The sequence below is a fragment of the Streptomyces sp. NPDC001027 genome, assembly GCF_040299045.1.
Lineage (GTDB): Bacteria > Actinomycetota > Actinomycetes > Streptomycetales > Streptomycetaceae > Streptomyces.
Genome location: NZ_JBEPBI010000059.1, coordinates 1 through 18,031, shown reverse-complemented (window position 1 = coordinate 18,031; position 18,031 = coordinate 1). Strand labels below are relative to the sequence as shown.

The 18,031-nt window shown below is 74.9% G+C and carries 15 protein-coding genes; 9 read left to right on the top strand and 6 right to left on the bottom strand.

Annotation, left to right across the window (positions count from 1 at the left end):
• Positions 1 to 58 precede the first annotated feature (58 nt).
• The 3 genes from ABT300_RS18445 to hmgA are packed head-to-tail and all read right to left on the bottom strand — an operon-like array spanning position 59 to position 3,414.
• Positions 59 to 1,225, bottom strand: a complete 1,167-nt coding sequence (locus tag ABT300_RS18445; protein ID WP_351676641.1) for a type ISP restriction/modification enzyme — start codon at positions 1,223 to 1,225, stop codon at positions 59 to 61.
• A gap of 26 nt (positions 1,226 to 1,251) precedes the next feature.
• Positions 1,252 to 2,001 carry a GntR family transcriptional regulator gene (locus ABT300_RS18440; RefSeq protein ID WP_351676637.1) on the bottom strand — a complete coding sequence of 250 codons (750 nt, stop codon included), beginning with the start codon at positions 1,999 to 2,001 and terminating at the stop codon, positions 1,252 to 1,254.
• Positions 2,002 to 2,028: 27 nt separating this feature from the next.
• Positions 2,029 to 3,414, bottom strand: a complete 1,386-nt coding sequence (hmgA, locus tag ABT300_RS18435) for a homogentisate 1,2-dioxygenase (protein WP_351676635.1) — start codon at positions 3,412 to 3,414, stop codon at positions 2,029 to 2,031.
• A gap of 130 nt (positions 3,415 to 3,544) precedes the next feature.
• On the opposite strand from hmgA, the gene ABT300_RS18430 reads away from it, so the two are divergent.
• The 9 genes from ABT300_RS18430 to ABT300_RS18390 all read left to right on the top strand — a co-directional run bounded on the left by ABT300_RS18430 (position 3,545) and on the right by ABT300_RS18390 (position 14,740).
• Positions 3,545 to 4,147, top strand: a complete 603-nt coding sequence (locus ABT300_RS18430; protein ID WP_351676632.1) for a hypothetical protein — start codon at positions 3,545 to 3,547, stop codon at positions 4,145 to 4,147.
• Between the two features lie 74 nt (positions 4,148 to 4,221).
• Entirely contained in the window at positions 4,222 to 4,839 is a 618-nt protein-coding gene (locus ABT300_RS18425; RefSeq protein ID WP_351676629.1) for a TetR/AcrR family transcriptional regulator, read from the top strand.
• 123 nt (positions 4,840 to 4,962) lie between these two features.
• Complete coding sequence (locus tag ABT300_RS18420) at positions 4,963 to 7,200, top strand: molybdopterin oxidoreductase family protein (RefSeq protein WP_351676627.1); 2,238 nt, start codon at positions 4,963 to 4,965, stop codon at positions 7,198 to 7,200.
• A 141-nt stretch (positions 7,201 to 7,341) separates the two neighbouring features.
• Complete coding sequence (locus tag ABT300_RS18415; protein WP_351676624.1) at positions 7,342 to 8,784, top strand: CitMHS family transporter; 1,443 nt, start codon at positions 7,342 to 7,344, stop codon at positions 8,782 to 8,784.
• A 19-nt stretch (positions 8,785 to 8,803) separates the two neighbouring features.
• Complete coding sequence (locus tag ABT300_RS18410) at positions 8,804 to 10,054, top strand: MFS transporter (RefSeq protein ID WP_351676621.1); 1,251 nt, start codon at positions 8,804 to 8,806, stop codon at positions 10,052 to 10,054.
• A 103-nt stretch (positions 10,055 to 10,157) separates the two neighbouring features.
• Entirely contained in the window at positions 10,158 to 10,982 is an 825-nt protein-coding gene (locus ABT300_RS18405; RefSeq protein WP_351676618.1) for a hypothetical protein, read from the top strand.
• Positions 10,969 to 11,676 carry a class F sortase gene (locus tag ABT300_RS18400; protein ID WP_351676615.1) on the top strand — a complete coding sequence of 236 codons (708 nt, stop codon included), beginning with the start codon at positions 10,969 to 10,971 and terminating at the stop codon, positions 11,674 to 11,676. The genes ABT300_RS18405 and ABT300_RS18400 overlap by 14 nt, the downstream gene beginning before the upstream one ends.
• 585 nt (positions 11,677 to 12,261) lie before the next feature.
• Positions 12,262 to 13,650, top strand: a complete 1,389-nt coding sequence (locus ABT300_RS18395) for an aldehyde dehydrogenase family protein (protein WP_351676613.1) — start codon at positions 12,262 to 12,264, stop codon at positions 13,648 to 13,650.
• Between the two features lie 10 nt (positions 13,651 to 13,660).
• The gene (locus tag ABT300_RS18390) at positions 13,661 to 14,740 is read left to right on the top strand and encodes a Zn-dependent alcohol dehydrogenase (RefSeq protein ID WP_351676611.1); all 1,080 of its coding nucleotides are present in this window, start codon (positions 13,661 to 13,663) and stop codon (positions 14,738 to 14,740) included.
• 783 nt (positions 14,741 to 15,523) lie between these two features.
• Here the strand turns inward: ABT300_RS18390 and ABT300_RS18385 are convergent.
• The 3 genes from ABT300_RS18385 to ABT300_RS18375 form a co-directional block, all read right to left on the bottom strand.
• Positions 15,524 to 16,537 carry a DMT family transporter gene (locus ABT300_RS18385; protein ID WP_351676608.1) on the bottom strand — a complete coding sequence of 338 codons (1,014 nt, stop codon included), beginning with the start codon at positions 16,535 to 16,537 and terminating at the stop codon, positions 15,524 to 15,526.
• Positions 16,538 to 16,763: 226 nt separating this feature from the next.
• Positions 16,764 to 17,597, bottom strand: coding sequence for an ArsR/SmtB family transcription factor (locus ABT300_RS18380; RefSeq protein WP_502977958.1), 834 nt, complete (start codon positions 17,595 to 17,597; stop codon positions 16,764 to 16,766).
• A 34-nt stretch (positions 17,598 to 17,631) separates the two neighbouring features.
• A partial coding sequence (locus tag ABT300_RS18375; RefSeq protein WP_351676603.1) for a TetR/AcrR family transcriptional regulator C-terminal domain-containing protein occupies positions 17,632 to 18,031 on the bottom strand: 400 nt, incomplete at its 5' end.

Here is an 18,031-nt window from a genome sequence, read left to right as displayed (position 1 = left end):
CATGCGGGCGCCCTGTCCGGCCGGGCGCCGCGATCCGGTGGGACCTTCCGGTCACGCCCTAGAGCAGGGCGAACTGGCCCTCCGGGCCCTCCTCGTGGTGGTCGAGGACCGTCGCCGGGTGACGTGCCGCGTCCGGGACGGGCAGGACGCCCGCCGCGCGCAGCTCCGCCGCCGTGACCGTGTCCGGGTCGGCCGAGGCCAGCTCGGCCTGCCGCGCGCCCACTTCCGCGAGCAGCGCCAGCACCGTGATCAGCTCCAGGAGCTCGGAGGTCCACGTCTGCTGCCAGGCCGCCGGGCGGATCGCGGCCAGCGTGCCCGGCTCGGCGTCCTGGGCCGTCCGCGCGGCGAACCACCGCTCCAGGACCCGGACGCCGGGCTCCGACTCGGCGTCCCACGCCTCGGGCGGGACGGGCGAGACCCGGCCCTCGTCCAGCCGGAGGGTCTCCTCGTCGCGGTCGTAGCGCAGGGTGAGCGGGCGGGCCGGGATCGGGGCGCGGACGTAGGGCCGGCGGCCGCCGGGGAGTTTGGGCCGCTCGCCCTGCCGGCTCAGCAGCCGCAGCGCGCGCCGGCCCGCCTCGACGCCGTGCGCCCACAGCTCCCGGTCCCGGGCGAGCGGCACGGTGAGATCGGGGCGGACGGCGGTGAGGGTCCACGCCAGGAAGTCCACCGGATCGGGGGAGTGGCCCAGCCGCCGCAGCAGATCGGGCAGGCCGGGCGCCAGGTTCGGCTCCGCGCCGCCCGGCCGCCGGTACAGCGGCCGGATCCGGCCCGGCCGCAGCAGGGGCAGCACGGAGGTCGCCAGCAGGGGCCGCGTCGCCGTCTGCGGCGTCTCCACCACGAACACCTGCGCCTCGTCGGCGACCCGCCACAGCTCCGGGCGCGCGCCGTCCAGGAGACGGTGGTCGGGGATGAGCCACTGCTCGTCGAAGGGGGCCGCCAGCACCCGTACGGGCTCGGGGCAGGGGCCGACGGCGCGGGCCAGCCGTTCGGTGCCGCCCGACCGGCCGGGCAGCTGTCCGACCGCCGTGTGCAGGGTGCGCGAGCGCGTCGGCTCGAACAGGGCCTCGCGGTCGGGGCCCTCGGCCTTCAGCAGGGCGTCCCAGCGGGCCCTGAGGCACGCCGGGTCGGGCGATGTCGGCCACCCCCGGCCGAGCCGCGGCGGTGCGACGGACCACGGCATGAGGTCCGCCAGCGGCGGAGCGTCGTCGGGCGTCACGCTGGGCATGGTACGACGGCCCGGCCGCGCCGCGGTCACGTCGCGTCGAGGGTGACCGTGAAGGAGAAGCGGTCGCCGCGGTAGTGGATGACGGCCGCGTCCAGGGCCCGGCCGTCGGTGTCGTAGGTGACGCCCGTGTAGTGCAGGATCGGGCTCAGCAGCGGGACCCGGAGCAGCTGCGCGGTCTCCGGGTCCGCGAGCCGCGCCTCGACCGTGTCGGTGATGCGTCCGATGTCCACGCCGACGACGTCCCGCAGCACCTTCGTCATCGGCCAGCGGACCAGATCGGCCGGATCGATGCGGGCGGCGAGCTCGGGACGGACGTAGTTGCGGGCGTGGTTGGTGGGCTCGCCCGTCTTCTCGTCGCTGCGCAGGCGGTGGTACGTGCCCACCTCCGCGAGGTCCGGGAAGTGCTCGGCGACCTCGGCGGGGACGGCCGCCCGGCCGTGGTCCAGCAGCTCGGTCGCCATCCCGGACTGCTGGGCCACGATCGCGTCGACCGAGCCCAGCAGCCGGACCGGGGTCCCCCGCCGCGCCGTGGGCTCGATGAACGTGCCGCGGCGGCGGTGCCGGGTGATCAGCCCCTCGTCCTCGAGCTCCTTCAAGGCCTGCCGCATGGTCAGCACGCTCACCCCGTAGTGCCCGGCCAGCTGTTCCTCCGTCGGCAGCCGGAGGGGATCCCGGGGTGAGCGGCCGAGTATCGAGGCGCGCAGCGACTGCGACACCTGGTACCAGAGCGGCAGCTTTCGGGTGAGGACGATCGAGTCCGGGGCGAAGGAGGTCACGGGCCTATCCGTACCGGTCGGGAACGTTCAGTGCAATGTGCCGCCGGGCGTTCCGGCGGACGGACGGAAGTGACGCTCGAGGCCCTGCCACACGTCGTCGTAGCGCTGCTGCAGATGATCCGCCCGCGCCGCCTGCGGGGTGAGGACGAGCGGCCAGCGCGTCTCGAACATGAACGCCAGCCCGTCGTCGACCTTGTGCGGCTTCAGGTCGGCCGTGCTCGCGCGGTCGAACGTCTCCCGGTCCGGGCCGTGCGCCGACATCATGTTGTGCAGGGAGCCGCCGCCCGGCACGAAGCCCCCCTTCCCGGCCGTCTTGGCGTCGTAGGCGCCCTCGATCAGGCCCATGTACTCGCTCATCACGTTGCGGTGGAAGTACGGCGGCCGGAAGGTGTCCTCGCCGACCAGCCAGCGCGGGGCGAAGACCACGAAGTCCACGCCGGCCAGGCCGGGGGTGTCGGACGGGGACGTCAGCACGGTGAAGATCGACGGGTCCGGGTGGTCGTAGGAGATCGTCCCGATGACGTTGAAGCGGCGCAGGTCGTACACGTACGGCACGAGGTTGCCGTGCCAGGCGACGACGTCGAGCGGGGAGTGGTCGTAGGTCGCGCTCCACAGGCGGCCGCAGAACTTGTTGACCACCTCGACCGGCCCCTCCACGTCCTCGTACGCGGCGACCGGCGCCCGGAAGTCGCGCGGGTTGGCGAGGCCGTTGGCGCCGATCGGCCCGAGGTCGGGGAGTCGGAAGGGGGCGCCGTAGTTCTCGCAGACGTAACCGCGGGCCGTCTCGTCCAGCAGGTCCACGCGGAAGCGGACCCCGCGCGGGATCAGCGCGACGTGGCCGGGCTCGGCGTGCAGCAGCCCGAACTCCGTGCGCAGCAGCAGTCCGCCGTGCTCGGGGACGATCAGCAGCTCGCCGTCCGCGTTCCCGAAGACGCGGTCCATGTCCGCGTTCGCGTGGTAGAGGTGCACGGCCATGCCGCTGCGCTGGGCGGCGTCCCCGTTGCCGCCGACGGTCCACAGGCCCGCGAGGAAGTCGACGCCCTGGGGCGGCTCGGGCAGCGGGTCCCAGCGCAGCCGGTTCGGATCGGCGACGGTCTGGGTGAAGGGCCCGGTGCGCAGCGCCCCGTCGGGGGCCCGGGTGAAGGCCGGGTGCGCGGCCGAGGGGCGGATCCGGTACAGCCAGGAGCGGCGGTTGTGGGCGCGCGGCTCGGTGAACGCCGTCCCGCTGAGCTGCTCGGCGTACAGACCGAGGGGAGCGCGCTGGGGCGAGTTGCGGCCGTCGGGCAGGGCCCCCGGGACGGCCTCCGAGGCGTGTTCGTTGCCGAACCCGCAGAGGTGGGCGAGCCCCTCGGCCGTCTTGCGTGCGTCCCCGCTGCTCATCATGGCTCCCTTGCCGACCTGATTCCTATGCATCACCGTAGGATTGCGGTTTCCCGGACGCAAGAGGTCCGCCGGTCCTCCTCTCGGAGGACGATCACGGCACGTCCGGAACCAGACTTCAGGGGGATCCGTGGGCGGGAGCCGGTGCTCTAGTGTCCGGACCATGTCGTGGACGCGTCCCCTCCCCGCCGCGCTCGCGGTCTGTGTCCTGTTGCTGACCGGATCCGCGGGCTGCGCCTCCGGCGACGGGAGCGGACAGGGAGCCGCGGCGTCGCCCTCACCCGTCGGCAAGGTCCTGGACCACACGGACGACGACGGGCGCCACTACCGTCAGGTGGCGCGCAAAGGGGCTCCTGAGGTCGGCGTGGAGGTGCAGCCGGACGGCTCCGGCGGCTGGGACGTGCGGCTGAAGCTGGCCAACTTCCGGTTCTCGCCGGCGGGAGCGCCGCAGCAGGCCGTCACCGGACGCGGCCTGGCCCGGCTCTACGTCGACGATCTGCCGGTCGCCGACCTGCGCACCCTGGCCTACCGCATCCCGGCCGGCTACCTCCCGCACGGCACGCATCACGTCACGGCCCGTCTGTACGCGGACGACGCGACGGTCTGGGCGGTGGAGGGCAAGCCGGTGGAGGCGACCGCCGACGTCACGGCGTCGGAGTCGTCGGCCGTGTCCTCCGTGCCGCCCGGCGGGCTTCCGGCAGGCTCGCCGAGCGGGTCCCCGACGGGGTCGCCGAGCGGTCCGCCGACGGGCTCGCCGTCCCGCTGAGCCGGGTTGAGTGCATCAGGCATCTTTCTTCGTACCCAGAGGTGAGGTTCACTCGGCCGCGGCGGAAAGGCATCATGAAGTCCGTGCCCCAAGCGACATCGCTCCGTCGAGCGCCCGTGCAGCGGCGCAGTGCCGAACGGCTGACCAGGATTCTCGACGCCTGCGCCGACCTGCTGGACGAGGTCGGCTACGACGCCCTGAGCACCCGCGCCGTCGCCGAGCGCGCCGGCGTCCCCATCGGCTCCGTCTACCGCTTCTTCGGCAACAAGCGGCAGATGGCGGACGCGCTCGCGCAGCGCAACCTCGAGCACTACTCCGAGCGCGTCACCGAGCGCCTGCGCGGAGCCCGGCCGGGCGACTGGCGGACCGCGATGGACGCCGTGCTCGACGAGTACCTCGCCATGAAGCGCACCGCGCCCGGCTTCTCCCTCGTCGACTTCGGCAACCAGATCCCGGTCGGCGCGCGGCACGCCGAGCCCAACCACCGGGTCGCCGACCGGCTCACCGAGCTGCTCGCCGGCCACCTCGAGCGCGAACCCGACGACGATCTGCGCCGGGTGTTCCTGATCGCCGTGGAGGCCGCGGACACCCTCGTCCACCTGGCCTTCCGGGTGGATCCGGAAGGGGACGCGAAGGTGATCGACGAGACCCGCGAGCTGCTGCGGGCGTATCTGGCGCGCGTGCTGGACTGACCCGCCCGCCAGGGACGCCCCCGCGGGCGCCCGTGACGGCCGCTTCCCGGCGGGCCCTCCCCAGAAGGCATACCGCTCGGTATGCTCGGTCGGGACGAGGCAACGCCGCCCCCAGGAGGACCCGTGTCCCGCACCGCCCTGCGAATCTGCCCCCTGTGCGAGGCCACCTGTGGGCTCACGCTGACCATCGAGGGAACGCGGGTGACCGGCGCCCGCGGCGACCGGGACGACGTGTTCAGCAAGGGCTTCATCTGCCCCAAGGGCGCCGCCTTCGGCGCCGTGGACGGCGACCCCGACCGGCTCCGCTCGCCCCTCGTCCGCCGTGACGGCGAACTGCGCGAGGCCACCTGGGAGGAGGCCTTCGACGCGGTGGCCGCCGGGATCCGGCCGGTCGTCGAGCGGCACGGCCCTAACGCCGTCGGCGTCGTCCTCGGCAACCCGAACGTGCACACCGTGGCCGGCGGCCTCTACCCGCCGCTGCTGGTCGGCGGGCTGGGCACCCGCAGCCTGTTCACCGCCTCCACGGTCGACCAGATGCCCAAGCACGTCTCCAGCGGACTCCTCTTCGGCGACGCCAACGCGATCCCCGTCCCGGACCTCGACCGCACCGACCACCTCCTCCTCATCGGCGCAAACCCCCTGGAGTCCAACGGGAGTCTGTGCACCGCCCCCGACTTCCCCGGCAAGCTCAAGGCGCTCAAGGCCCGCGGCGGCGCCCTCACGGTGATCGACCCGCGCCGCACCCGCACCGCGAAACTCGCCGACCGGCACATCGAGATCCGGCCGGGCGCCGACGCGCTGCTCCTCGCGGCCATGGCGCACGTGCTGTTCGAGGAAGACCTGGTGCACCTCGGGGACCTGGCCCCGCATGTCGAAGGACTCGCCGAACTCCGCGACGCGCTGAGGGACTTCACCCCCGAGGCGGTGGCCCCGGCGTGCGACGTCGACGCCGGGGTCGTGCGCACGCTCGCCCGGGAGCTCGCCGCCGCCCCGACCGCCGCCGTCTACGGCCGCATCGGCAGCTGCACGGTCCCGTTCGGCACCCTCGGCAGCTGGCTCGTCGACGTCCTCAACATCCTCACCGGCAACCTGGACCGGCCCGGAGGCGCCCTCTTCCCGCAGGCCGCCACCGACCGCACGCCCCGCCCGGCCGGCCCCGGCCGCGGCTTCCGGCTCGGCCGCTGGCGCTCCCGGGTCGGCGGGCACCCGGAGGCCAAGGGCGAACTGCCGCTCTCGGCGCTGGCCGAGGAGATCGACACCGTCACCGAGGAGGGCGAGCCGATCCGTGCGCTGGTGGTGGTGGCCGCCAACCCCGTGCTGTCCGCGCCCGACGGCGACCGGCTCGACAAGGCGCTGGAGTCGCTCGACTTCATGGTCAGCGTCGACCCCTACCTGAACGAGACCGCGCGCCACGCCGACGTCGTCCTGCCGCCGCCCCCGCCCTCCCAGAGCCCGCACCACGACTTCGCCTTCAACACCCTCGCCGTGCGCAACCAGGTCCGCTACTCCCGCCCCGCCGTCCCGCTGGAGCCCGGCCGGATGGCCGAGACGGAGATCCTCGCCCGCCTGACCCTGGCGGTGACCGGCATGCACGGCGCCGACCCGTCGGCCGTGGACGAGCTGGTCGTCGGCCAGACCCTCGGCAAGGCCGTCCAGGAGCCGCACTCGCCCGTGCACGGTCGTGCCCCGCAGGAGCTCGCCGCGCAGCTCACCGGGGAGAGCGGCCCCGAACGCCGACTCGACATGATGCTCCGCCTCGGCCCCTACGGCGACGGCTTCGGGGCCCGCCCGGACGGGCTGAGCCTCGCCCGGCTCCTTGAGCGCCCGCACGGCATCGACCTCGGGCCGCTGAGCCCGCGCCTGCCGCAGCCGCTGAAGACGGTCTCCGGCCGCATCGAGCTGCTGCCGGAGCCGATCGCCGGCGATCTGCCGCGGCTGCGCGAGTCCCTGGAACGCAGGCCGGACGGGCTCGTGCTGGTAGGCCGCCGCCATCTGCGGTCCAACAACAGCTGGATGCACAACGTCCCCGCCCTCACCGGCGGCACCAACCGCTGCACGCTGCAGATCCACCCCGAGGACGCCGAACGGCTGGGCGTGCGCGACGGCGCGCCGGTGCGGGTGACGGGCGCCGGGGGACAGGTCACCGCGTCGGCCGAGGTCACCGACGGCGTGCGCCGGGGCGTCGTCAGCCTGCCGCACGGCTGGGGCCACGACCGTCCGGGCACCCGCCTCGGCCATGCCGCCGCCGACCCCGGAGTCAACGTCAACCAGCTGCTCGACGGCAGTCTCCTCGACCCCCTGTCGGGCAACGCGGTCCTCAACGGAGTGCCGGTCGAACTGGCCGCGGTCCCGGCGCTCTGACCTGAGCAAAGCTGTGACCTGGAGTTTTGCGCTTATTGCTCGCATGTCAACGTCTTGTTAACGCTGTTCGAACGGACCTAACGTCAACGCACCGCCGACCCCCAGGTGGGATGTTCAAGGGCGAACGTTAGGTATCCATTCATGTTGACCATCCTCGGCTTCGCGATGATCGCGACCTTCCTGGTCCTGATCATGCTGAAGAAGATGTCGCCGATCGCGGCGCTCGTCTTGATCCCGGCACTGTTCTGCGTCTTCGTCGGGAAGGGCGCGGGGCTCGGTGACTACGTCATCGACGGCGTCACCGGCCTCGCCCCCACAGCGGCGATGCTCATGTTCGCGATCGTCTACTTCGGTGTGATGATCGACGTCGGCCTGTTCGACCCGATCGTCCGGGGCATCCTGAAGTTCTGCAAGGCCGACCCGCTCCGCATCGTCGTCGGCACGGCCCTGCTCGCCGCGATCGTCTCCCTCGACGGCGACGGCTCCACCACCTTCATGATCACCGTCTCGGCGATGTACCCGCTGTACAAGCGCCTGAAGATGAGCCTGGTCGTGATGACCGGAGTGGCCGCCATGGCCAACGGCGTGATGAACACGCTCCCCTGGGGCGGCCCCACCGCCCGCGCCGCCACCGCGCTCAAGGTCGACGCCAGCGACATCTTCGTGCCGATGATCCCGGCCCTCGCCGTGGGCCTCGTCTTCGTCGTCGCCCTCTCCTACGTCCTCGGCCGCCGCGAGCGGGCCCGGCTCGGCGTGCTCACCCTGGACGACGTGCTGGTGGAGGAGAAGGCCGAGCAGACCGAGACGGTGCTCGTCGGAGCGGGCGGCGCCGGCTCCGGCAAGGCGCCCGCCCCGGCCGGCGGCTCCGGCACAGCGGCTCTCGGCGGCCCCGGCGAGGGCGACGCCCGCGAGGACGACGCCGAAGGCGCGGACGACGACGGCTTCCAGGGCCTCGACCCGCACCGCGCCACCCTGCGCCCCCGGCTGTACTGGTTCAACGCGCTGCTCACGGTCGCGCTGCTGACCGCCATGATCATGGAGTACCTGCCGATCCCGGTGCTCTTCCTGCTCGGCGCCGCGCTCGCGCTCACCGTCAACTACCCGCACATCCCGGACCAGAAGGCCCGGCTCGCCGCCCACGCCGACAACGTCCTCAACGTCTCCGGCATGGTCTTCGCCGCCGCCGTCTTCACCGGCGTCCTCCAGGGCACCGGCATGGTCGACCACATGGCCAAGTGGATGGTGGACGTCATCCCCGAGGGCATGGGCCCGCACATGGCCCTCGTCACCGGCGTGCTGAGCCTCCCGCTCACCTACTTCATGTCGAACGACGGCTTCTACTTCGGCGTCCTGCCGGTCCTCGCCGAGGCGGGCGCGGCGCACGGCGTCACCCCGCTGGAGATGGCCCGCGCCTCGCTCGTCGGCCAGCCCCTGCACATGTCGAGCCCGCTGGTCCCGGCCGTCTACGTCCTCGTCGGCATGGCCAGGGTCGAGTTCGGCGACCACACCCGCTTCGTGGTCAAGTGGGCCGTCCTGACCTGCCTGGCGATTCTCGGCGCGGGCATCCTGTTCGGCATCGTCTGACCGTCCGGTGGAGGAACTCGTGAGGCCCGGCAGGAATCGCGGCTGGCTGCTCCGTCTCGTCATCGCCTTCGGCTTCGCGCAGGGGGCGGTGTCGATGGCGCGGCCCGCCGTCTCCTACCGGGCCCTCGCGCTGGGCGCCGACGAAGGGGCCGTCGGCGTCGTCGCGGGCGTGTACGCGCTGCTCCCGCTCTTCGCCGCCGTCCCGCTCGGCCGGCGCACCGACCACGGCCGGTGCGCCCCCCTGCTGCCGGTGGGCGTGGCCCTGATAGCCGGCGGCTGCGTGCTCAGCGGGCTCGCCGGCTCGCTGTGGACGATGGCCCTGTGGAGCGGTGTGATGGGCCTCGGGCATCTGTGCTTCGTGATCGGCGCCCAGTCGCTCGTCGCCCGGCAGTCCGCGCCGCACGAACAGGACCGCAACTTCGGCCACTTCACCATCGGCGCCTCCCTGGGCCAGCTGGTCGGTCCGGTGGCCGCCGGAGCGCTGATCGGGCGTGCCGACATGGCGGGCAGCAGCGCGCTGGCCCTGCTCGTGGCGGGTGCGGGCTGCGCCGTCGCGTTCACGTCGCTGTGGCGCATCGAGCACCGCGACGCCGGGCCCGACTCCCGCACGGAGCAAGGGGATCGGGTCCCCGTCCGGCGCATCCTGCGGGCCAGGGGCGTGCCCGCCGGCATCCTCATCAGCTGCTCCGTGCTGTCCGCGACCGACATCCTCACCGCCTACCTGCCGGTGGTCGGCGAGCACCGAGGCATCGCGCCGTCCGTCGTCGGCGTCCTGCTCAGCGTCCGCGCGGCCGCCTCCATCGCGTGCCGGCTCGTCCTCACCCCGCTGCTGCGGCTGCTCGGCCGGACCGCGCTGCTGACGGTGACCTGTCTGCTGGCGGCGCTGCTCTGCGCGGGCATCGCGCTGCCGGCGCCGGTCTGGGCGCTGGGCGTGATCCTCGCGCTGCTCGGCTTCTGCCTGGGCGTCGGGCAGCCGTTGTCCATGACGACGGTCGTCCGGGCCGCGCCGGACGGCGCCCGTTCCACCGCCCTCGCGCTGCGTCTCACCGGCAACCGGCTCGGCCAGGTCGCCGCGCCGGCGGCCGCGGGCCTGGTCGCCGGTCTCGCGGGCGTGGCCGCGCCGTTCGCGATGCTGGGGGCGCTGCTGCTGCTCTCTTCGGGGGTGGCTCTCAGGTCGCCGCGGGAGGTCCGCGCAGGGGAGGGCGCGGGGGCGGACCCGTCCGCAGGTCGCCGGCCCGGGTCGGGGTTGCGCCGGTCGAGCGACGTCTGACGGCGCGTCGGGCGGCGGTCCCACCGTCGGGGCCGCCGATGTGAAAGAGAGTCAGGTGCAAGAGCGATTTGTATGAAAATCGTCCTGACTCGGAGGAATGCGCATGTCCAGCTCGACGCTCCCGCCCGCCTTCGGCGCCCGCTTCGGCGCCACGGCTCTCACGGTGCTCGCCGCGGCGGGGTTCACCTGCCTCGCGGCACCGTCGGCCGTGGCCGTCGGGGAGGCCGGCGACATCAGGATCCACCGTGAGCACGTGCCCCCGGGCGTCTCGAAGGACGACCCGGTGGCCTGCCGGTTCTACCTCGACGCCGCCAACTTCGGCGAACTGCCGGCCGTCACCTACACCATCAAGGCGCGGCCCCCGGTCACCGGCACGGCCACCGTGACCGGCACCATCACCCTCACCAACGGCGCCGGCCACACCGACACCCTGGGACTGGCCGAGGGCGCGTACACGCTCGAGTGGGTCCTTCCCGCCGGGACGCCCCCGCCCACCACGAAGGTCTTCAAGATCCACTGCGATGAGGGCCGACGCGGCGGGAACGAGGGCCCGAACCGCCCGATCACGGACGACGGCCGGGAGTTCGGCGCCGCGAACGGCCAGGGCGCCGCGAACGGCCAGGGCGGCGGGGGCCAGAACGGCGCCGCGCAGGCCGCCGACGGCCGGGAGAGCGGGGGCCAGACCGGCACCGCGCAGGCTGCCGGCGGCCGTGAGAGCGGCGGCCGTGAAGGCGGCGCTCAGGGCGGCGGCGCATGGAACGGCGAGAAGGGCGGCCCCGAGGGCGGCGTCCACGCGGGCGGCGGCGGTCTCGCCGACACCTCGCAGGCCTTCACCCCGCTGGCCGCCGCCGCGGCCGTCGGCCTGGTGGCCGTCGGCGGGGTCGCCTACTTCCGTCTGACCCGCCGGCGCAACCATGGTGCCGCGTAGGCGCGGACGCAGGCCCTGGCGCCGGACCCGTCTCTTCCGTCTCACCAGGACGACCGTGCTCGCGGTCGTCCTGGTGACGGCGGCAGTCCGGTGCGGGGGGCACGACGCCCCGGGCGCGCCGCCCGGGGTCGGGCGGACGACGGCTCACGGGTCCGCCGAGGGCCGGGTCGCGACCGGTGACTCCGCGGCGCAGGGCGGGAAGGGGCCGGAGCGCGCCGGGCCGCCGCCCCGCCCGCTGCCCCGGTCCCCGGCGACCGTCCTGCGGGTGCCGTCCCTGGGCATCGAGGCGCCGATCGTCCCGTTGCGGCTCGACCCCGACCGACATCTCGGGACGCCGCCCCTCGACGAGCCCAAGCTCGTCGGCTGGTACGCGGGCGGCCCCACCCCGGGCGAGCGGGGCGCCGCCGTCGCGGTCGGACACCGTGACACCAAGACCGGCCCCGCGGTCTTCGCCGGCCTCGCGCGCGTGGCCCGGGGCGCCCGGATCGAGGCCCGGCGCGCGGACGGCCGCACCGCCGTCTACACCGTGGACCGGGTCCGGGTCTTCGACAAGGACACCTTCCCCGACAAGGAGGTGTACGGCCCGACCCGCCGGCCCGAGCTGCGCGTTCTCACCTGCGGCGGCCTCTTCCGGCGTGCGACCGGGTACACGAGCAACGTCGTCGTCTTCGCCCACCTGACGGCGACCCGCTGATCCGGGCAGGGACGCCCCGACCGCCCCCGCCGTCCCCGCCCGGCCCGGGTCGGGCCGAACCTGGCCGAACCGGGCGGCCTCCGGACGGTCGCCCGCCGGAAGCCCGCGCCCGATCCGGCGCCCCCTCTCCCCCCGCTCGCCGGCCACGGTCCGTGGGCTTCCGTGACGCGGCAGCAGCCTCGCGTTCGGCCCGCGCGAGCCGGGCGGGATCGCAGAGCGCGGGCCGCCCAGGCCCCCGCGTCCCGAGGGCTGCCTCGCATCGCACGCGCCCTCTCCCCGCACGACGTCGGCGCGGTCCACGCCCGGGGCGAACGGGCCGTGGACCGGCTTGCCGCCGGACATCGCGCCCGGCGATTCCCTCGTACCGCCCGGCCCCCGAGGCCGCGACGGATCCCGACCGATCCCTCGTCCGACCCGGCGACCGGCCGGGCGACCGGTTCGGTTCGGCTCGGCCCCTGACCGGCTGCCGGTCCGGCGGCCGGACCCGGACGAGGGAGCCGGACGTCGTTCCCGCCGTCCTCTGGCGCCAGAAAACTAACGACGCTAGTTTAGGTCGCGGACCACGGACCGCCCGGAGGGAACGCGATGAAGGCACACGACGGCATCTACCTCGACGGCGCGTGGCGCCCGGCCGCGGGCCAGGACGTGATCGAGGTCGTCGACCCGGTGGACGAGCAGGTGATCGCCCGGGTTCCGGCGGGCGTGGCCGCCGACGTCGACGCCGCGGTGCGCGCCGCCCGCGCCGCCCTCCCGGGCTGGGCCGCGACCCCGCCCGCCGAGCGCGCCGCCCGGCTGGCCGCCCTCCGGGACGTCCTGGCGGCACGCAAGGACGAGATCGCCGAGACGGTCACCGCCGAACTCGGCTCCCCCCTCGCCTTCTCCCAGGCGGTCCACGCGGCGGTGCCGATCGCGGTCGCCGGCTCCTACGCGGAGCTGGCCGCGACGCACTCCTTCGAGGAACGGGTCGGCAACTCCACGGTCCTGCACGAGCCGGTCGGCGTGGTCGGCGCGATCACCCCCTGGAACTACCCGCTGCACCAGATCGTCGCCAAGGTCGCCCCGGCCCTCGCCGCGGGCTGCACCGTGGTCCTCAAGCCCGCCGAGGACACCCCGCTGACCGCCCAGCTGTTCGCGGAGGCGGTCCATGAGGCGGGCGTCCCGGCCGGGGTCTTCAACCTGGTCACCGGCCTCGGGCCGGTGGCCGGCCAGGCCCTCGCCGAACACCCGGGCGTCGACCTCGTGTCCTTCACCGGCTCGACGGCCGTGGGCAAGCGGATCGCGGCGACGGCGGGCGCGGCCGTCAAGAAGGTCGCCCTGGAACTCGGCGGCAAGTCCGCCAACGTCATCCTGCCGAGCGCCGACCTCGCCCGGGCGGTCAACGTCGGCGTCGCCAACGTGATGTCCAACTCCGGCCAGACGTGCAGCGCCTGGACCCGGATGCTCGTCCACCGCGACCGGTACGAGGAGGCGGTCTCACTCGCCGCCGCCGCTGCGGCCAAGTACGCAGACCGCATCGGCCCCGTCGTCAACGCCCGGCAGCGCGACCGCGTGCGCGGATACATCGAGCAGGGCGTGGCCGAAGGGGCGACGCTGGTCGCCGGCGGCCCCGAAGCCCCTCGCGAACAGGGCTACTTCGTCAGCCCCACGGTCTTCTCCGACGTCACCCCCGACATGACGATCGCCCAGGAGGAGATCTTCGGCCCGGTGCTGTCCGTCCTGCGCTACGAGGACGAGGACGACGCCCTGCGGATTGCCAACGGCACGGTCTACGGGCTCGCCGGCGCGGTCTGGGCCGGCGACGAGGCGGAGGCGGTGGCCTTCGCCCGCCGCATGGACACCGGCCAGGTCGACATCAACGGCGGCCGGTTCAACCCCCTCGCCCCCTTCGGCGGCTACAAGCAGTCGGGCGTCGGACGCGAGCTCGGCGCGCACGGGCTGACCGAGTACCTCCAGACCAAGTCCCTGCAGTTCTGAGGAGTCCGAAGTGGTCCGCGCCGCCGTACTTCCCGCCGTCGGAGCTCCGCTGGAGATCGTCGGCATCGACCTCCCGGAACCCGGCCCGGGCCAGGTCCGCGTCCGTCTCGCCGCCGCCGGCGTCTGCCATTCCGACCTCTCCCTGTCGAACGGGACCATGCGGGTGACGGTCCCCGCGGTGCTCGGCCATGAGGGCGCGGGCACGGTCGTGTCCGTCGGCGAGGGCGTCGCCGGCGTCGCGCCGGGCGACCGGGTCGTCCTCAACTGGGCTCCCTCCTGCGGCAGTTGCCATGCCTGCGGGCTGGGCGAGGTCTGGCTGTGCGCCAACGCCCTGAACGGCTCCGCGGACGTGTACGCCCGCACCGCCGACGGCAGGGAACTGCACCCGGGTCTGAACGTCGCCGCGTTCGCCGAGGAGACGGTCGTCCGGGAGTCCTGCCTGCTGCCCCTGCCGGACGGCGTTCCTCTCGCCGACGCCGCCCTGCTGGGCTGCGCCGTCCTCACCGGCTACGGCGCCGTCCACCACAGCGCGCGCGTCCGGGCCGGCGACACGGTCGCCGTCTTCGGCGTGGGCGGCGTCGGCCTCGCCGCGCTCCAGGCGGCCCGGATCGCGGGCGCCGCGACGATCGTCGCCGTGGACGTCTCCCCGGAGAAGGAGGGGCTGGCCCGCGCGGCGGGCGCCACGGAATACGTGGTCGCCTCGGCGGACACCGCCCGCGAGATCCGCGCCCTCACCGGCAAGCAGGGCGTCGACGCGGCCGTGGAGTGCGTGGGCCGCGCCGTCGCCATCCGCACGGCCTGGGAGTCCACCCGGCGCGGCGGTCGCACCACGGTCGTCGGCATCGGCGGCAAGGACCAGCAGGTCACCTTCAACGCCCTGGAGCTCTTCCACTGGGGCAGAACCCTCTCGGGCTGCGTCTACGGGAACTCCGACCCGGCGAAGGACCTCCCGGTCCTCGGCGACCACGTCCGGGCGGGCCGTCTGGACCTCGGCGCCCTGGTGACGCAGCGCATCGCCCTGGAGGACATCCCGGGCGCCTTCGACGACATGCTGGCCGGCAAGGGCGGCCGCGCCCTCGTCGTCTTCTGACCACCCCCACCGGGCGTTCCCGACCCTCGCCCCGGGCCCGGCCACCGGCCGCCCGGGGGGTGACCCCGGCACCGGCGTGCCCCGACGCGGGCGGCTGGGCGCTCGTAGTGTTCTGACCGCGCGCGCTGGGGGTCTCCCCAGCCCGGGCACCGCCCTCGGGTGCGGCCCGGAGCACGATCCAGGCATCGGCGGCGCCCGTGACTCGGGCACCCGGTCGCTCGCCGTGTTCTGACCGCGCGCTGGGGTGTTCCCGGTGCCCGGCCCGGGCGCGGCCACTGCCGCCCCGAGGGCGACCTCGGCATCGGCGGCGCCGGTGACTCGGGCGGCCGGGGGGCGTCGTTTCCGACCGCCTGCACTCGGCGTTCTCGGTGTCCGCCGCGGGTGTGGCCTCCGCGGCCGTCCGGAGGGCGACCCCGGCATCGGCGGCGCCCGTGACTCGGGCACCCGGTCGCTCGTCGCGTTCTGACCGCGCGCGGGGGCGCTCCCGGTGCCCGGCCCGGGCGGCGCCCCTGGGTGCGGGCCGGAGGGCGGTCCCGGCATCGGCGTGCCCACGACCCGGGCGGCCGGGGACGTCGTTTCCGACCGCATGCACCCGGCGTTCCCGGCATCGGCGTGCCCCCGACCCGGCGGTCAGGTGAGGCGGCGGGACGCGATCGTGGGACCGGGCCGGGGGACGGACCCGTGTGGGACGACCGGCGGGCGGTCGGGACAGCGAGGGGGGAGCCCGTCGGGACAGCGGGGTGGGGACAGCGGGCAGCCCGTCGGGACCGTGGGCGGGTGGGGTCAGCCGGTTCGGGGGCTGACTTCCTGGTCGGGGCCCGGCTCGGGAACCCCCGCTTCTCCCGCCCCCGCCGCTCGCACGGCCCCCGCCTCCCGCGTCCGAGGCACGCGCGGCACGCGCGGGGTGCGGGGCTTCGACCGCGACACGGCCACGCCGGCCAGGCAGAGCGCACCGCCGGCGAGGGTGAGCGCCCCCGGCACCTCGCCGAGCGCCAGCCAGGACATCAGGACCACCAGCGCGGGCACCGCGTACGTGGTCGCCCCCATACGGCTCGCGGTCGTGCGGGCCAGGGCGTACGCCCACGTGGTGAAGGCCAGCGCCGTCGGGAACACGCCGAGGTAGACCATGTTGAGCGTGGCGGAGACCGGCGCGTCGGCCGCCTCGTGGGCCAGCTGCCCCGCGAACGGCAGACACACCACCGCCCCGACGACGCACCCGAACGTCGTCACCTGCAGCGCGCTCGCCCGGCCCAGGGCCGGCTTCTGCGCGACGACGCCGCCCGCGTAACCGAAGGCGGCGAGCAGGCACAGCGCCACGCCCAGCACGGACGACCCGCCCTCGCCCGACATCGACAGCCCCACCGCGACCGCGCCGGCGAAGGACACCGCCATGCCGGCCAGCAGCCGCGGCGGCATCGCGTCCCCGAGCAGCCGTGCGCCGAGCAGCGCGATGAGGATCGGCCCGATGTTCACCACCAGCGCCGCCGTCCCCGCGTCCACCTGCTGCTCGCCCCAGTTGAGGACGACCATGTAGAAGCCGAACCAGAGCACGCCCGACACGGCGATCCCGCGCCAGGCGGACCTCGGCGGCAGGCCCGCACGCCGTACGGCGCAGATGACCCCCAGCACCACCGCCCCGGAGAGCAGCCGGCCGAGCGCCAGCGCCCCCGGCGAGTAGGCGTCGCCCGCGCTGCGGATCGACACGAAGGCCGAGGCCCACAGCACGACGGTCACGGCGGCCGCACCGGCGGCGAGCATCTCGGTACGGCGTTCGGCAGGCCGGGAGCTGGTCATCATGGTCCTCAGGCTAGGCGGGCGGACGAAGCGGGGCTCGCGGATTTCGGACGGGGACCCGGCCAGGGCGTTCCGCAGGTCGACGCGGCACACACGACGGCGGGCCGGGCTTGGCCGCGCCGGCGTGGGGCGGCCGCCGGCCGGGCGCGGGGAGCGCCGGACGTCGGCACGGGGCCGACCCCGCGGCCGGGAACGGACCCCGGCGGGGCCCCGGCCCCGGCACGTCGGTTCAGCGCAGGGCGGCGGGCTCGACGCCCAGCAGTTCGGCCAGCGCGCGCTCGCCCAGGGCCGTCACCTTCACGGCCCGCTCGGTGCCGATGCGCACGCACCACCCCGTGTCGAGGGCGTGCTGGCACAGCGCGGCGCCGGCCGCGCCCGCCAGATGCGGCCGCCGCTCGGTCCAGTCGAGGCAGGCACGGGCGAGCGGTCTGCGGCCGGCGAGGTCCAGGACGATGCCGCAGTCCTCGAACCACCGCACCCCCGCCGCGGTCAGCGCGAAGCCGGTGCCCCGCTCGCCGGGGGAGGGGCCGCGGCCGGCGAGCGGCGCACCGGCTTCGGCGCCCGCCCGGGTGCGTCCGGCGGCCGGAAGGGGCGCGGGCGCCGGGGCGATCAGAGAGCGGGCGGCGAGGGCGTCCGTCACGGCGATGCCGAGCCGACCGGCGAGATGGTCGTAGCAGGTGCGACCCCGGGCCATCGCCGAGCCGGCGGTCGCGGCGCGCAGCCCGCGCGGCCGGTGGGCCGGGTCCGGGGCCACCTGGGCGGCCAGGTCCTCCAGGAGCTGGGCGACCCGGGCGCCGGCGAGCCGCACATACCGGTGCCGCCCCTGTCTCTCCTCGGTCAGCAGGCCGCCCGCGACCAGTTTGCCGAGGTGCTCGCTCAGGGTGGACGCGGCCACGCCCGCGTGCCGTGCGAGTTCGCCGGCGGTCCACGCCCGCCCGTCGAGCAGGGCGAGCAGGCACGCGGCACGGGTCTCGTCGGCGACGAGACCCGCGAGTGCGGCCAGCCCCGCCGCCCGGGGGTCCTTGCGGCTGCCGGTGTCCGTGACGCTCATGCCGTCCAGCATGCGCGACGCACACTTCGGCGGGCGCCGAACCGTGTCAGGGCAGCTGCTCGAACTGCCGGGCGAGGCCGTCCAGCAGTGCCGTCAGCCCGGTCTCGAAAGCCCGCTCGTCGATCTTCTCCTGCTGCTCGGCGAGCAGGTGGGCCTGTCCCAGATGCGGGTAGTCGGCGGGGTCGTACGCGCTCACGTCGTCGACGAAGCCACCGGCGAACGAGCCGAGCGCCGAGCCCATGATGAAGTACCGCATCAGCGCGCCGATGCTGGTGGCCTGGGCGGCGGGCCACCCGGCGCGGACCATCGCGCCGTACGCCGCGTCGGCGAGCCGCAGTCCGGCCGGACGGCGGCCGGGTCCCTGGGCGAGCACCGGGACGATGTTCGGATGGTCGCGCAGGGCGGCCCGGTAGGAGACGGCCCAGTCGTGCAGCGCGGTCCGCCAC

Bases quoted from the DNA above. Each gene is read 5' to 3' on its own strand.
- ABT300_RS18380 (WP_502977958.1), bottom strand. From the start codon at position 17,597: ATGCTGGACGGCATGAGCGTCACGGACACCGGCAGCCGCAAGGACCCC.
- ABT300_RS18400 (WP_351676615.1), top strand. From the start codon at position 10,969: ATGGTGCCGCGTAGGCGCGGACGCAGGCCCTGGCGCCGGACCCGTCTC.
- ABT300_RS18395 (WP_351676613.1), top strand. From the start codon at position 12,262: ATGAAGGCACACGACGGCATCTACCTCGACGGCGCGTGGCGCCCGGCC.
- ABT300_RS18430 (WP_351676632.1), top strand. From the start codon at position 3,545: ATGTCGTGGACGCGTCCCCTCCCCGCCGCGCTCGCGGTCTGTGTCCTG.
- hmgA (WP_351676635.1), bottom strand. From the start codon at position 3,414: ATGCATAGGAATCAGGTCGGCAAGGGAGCCATGATGAGCAGCGGGGAC.
- ABT300_RS18405 (WP_351676618.1), top strand. From the start codon at position 10,158: ATGTCCAGCTCGACGCTCCCGCCCGCCTTCGGCGCCCGCTTCGGCGCC.
- ABT300_RS18385 (WP_351676608.1), bottom strand. From the start codon at position 16,537: ATGATGACCAGCTCCCGGCCTGCCGAACGCCGTACCGAGATGCTCGCC.
- ABT300_RS18445 (WP_351676641.1), bottom strand. From the start codon at position 1,225: ATGCCCAGCGTGACGCCCGACGACGCTCCGCCGCTGGCGGACCTCATG.
- ABT300_RS18415 (WP_351676624.1), top strand. From the start codon at position 7,342: ATGTTGACCATCCTCGGCTTCGCGATGATCGCGACCTTCCTGGTCCTG.
- ABT300_RS18425 (WP_351676629.1), top strand. From the start codon at position 4,222: ATGAAGTCCGTGCCCCAAGCGACATCGCTCCGTCGAGCGCCCGTGCAG.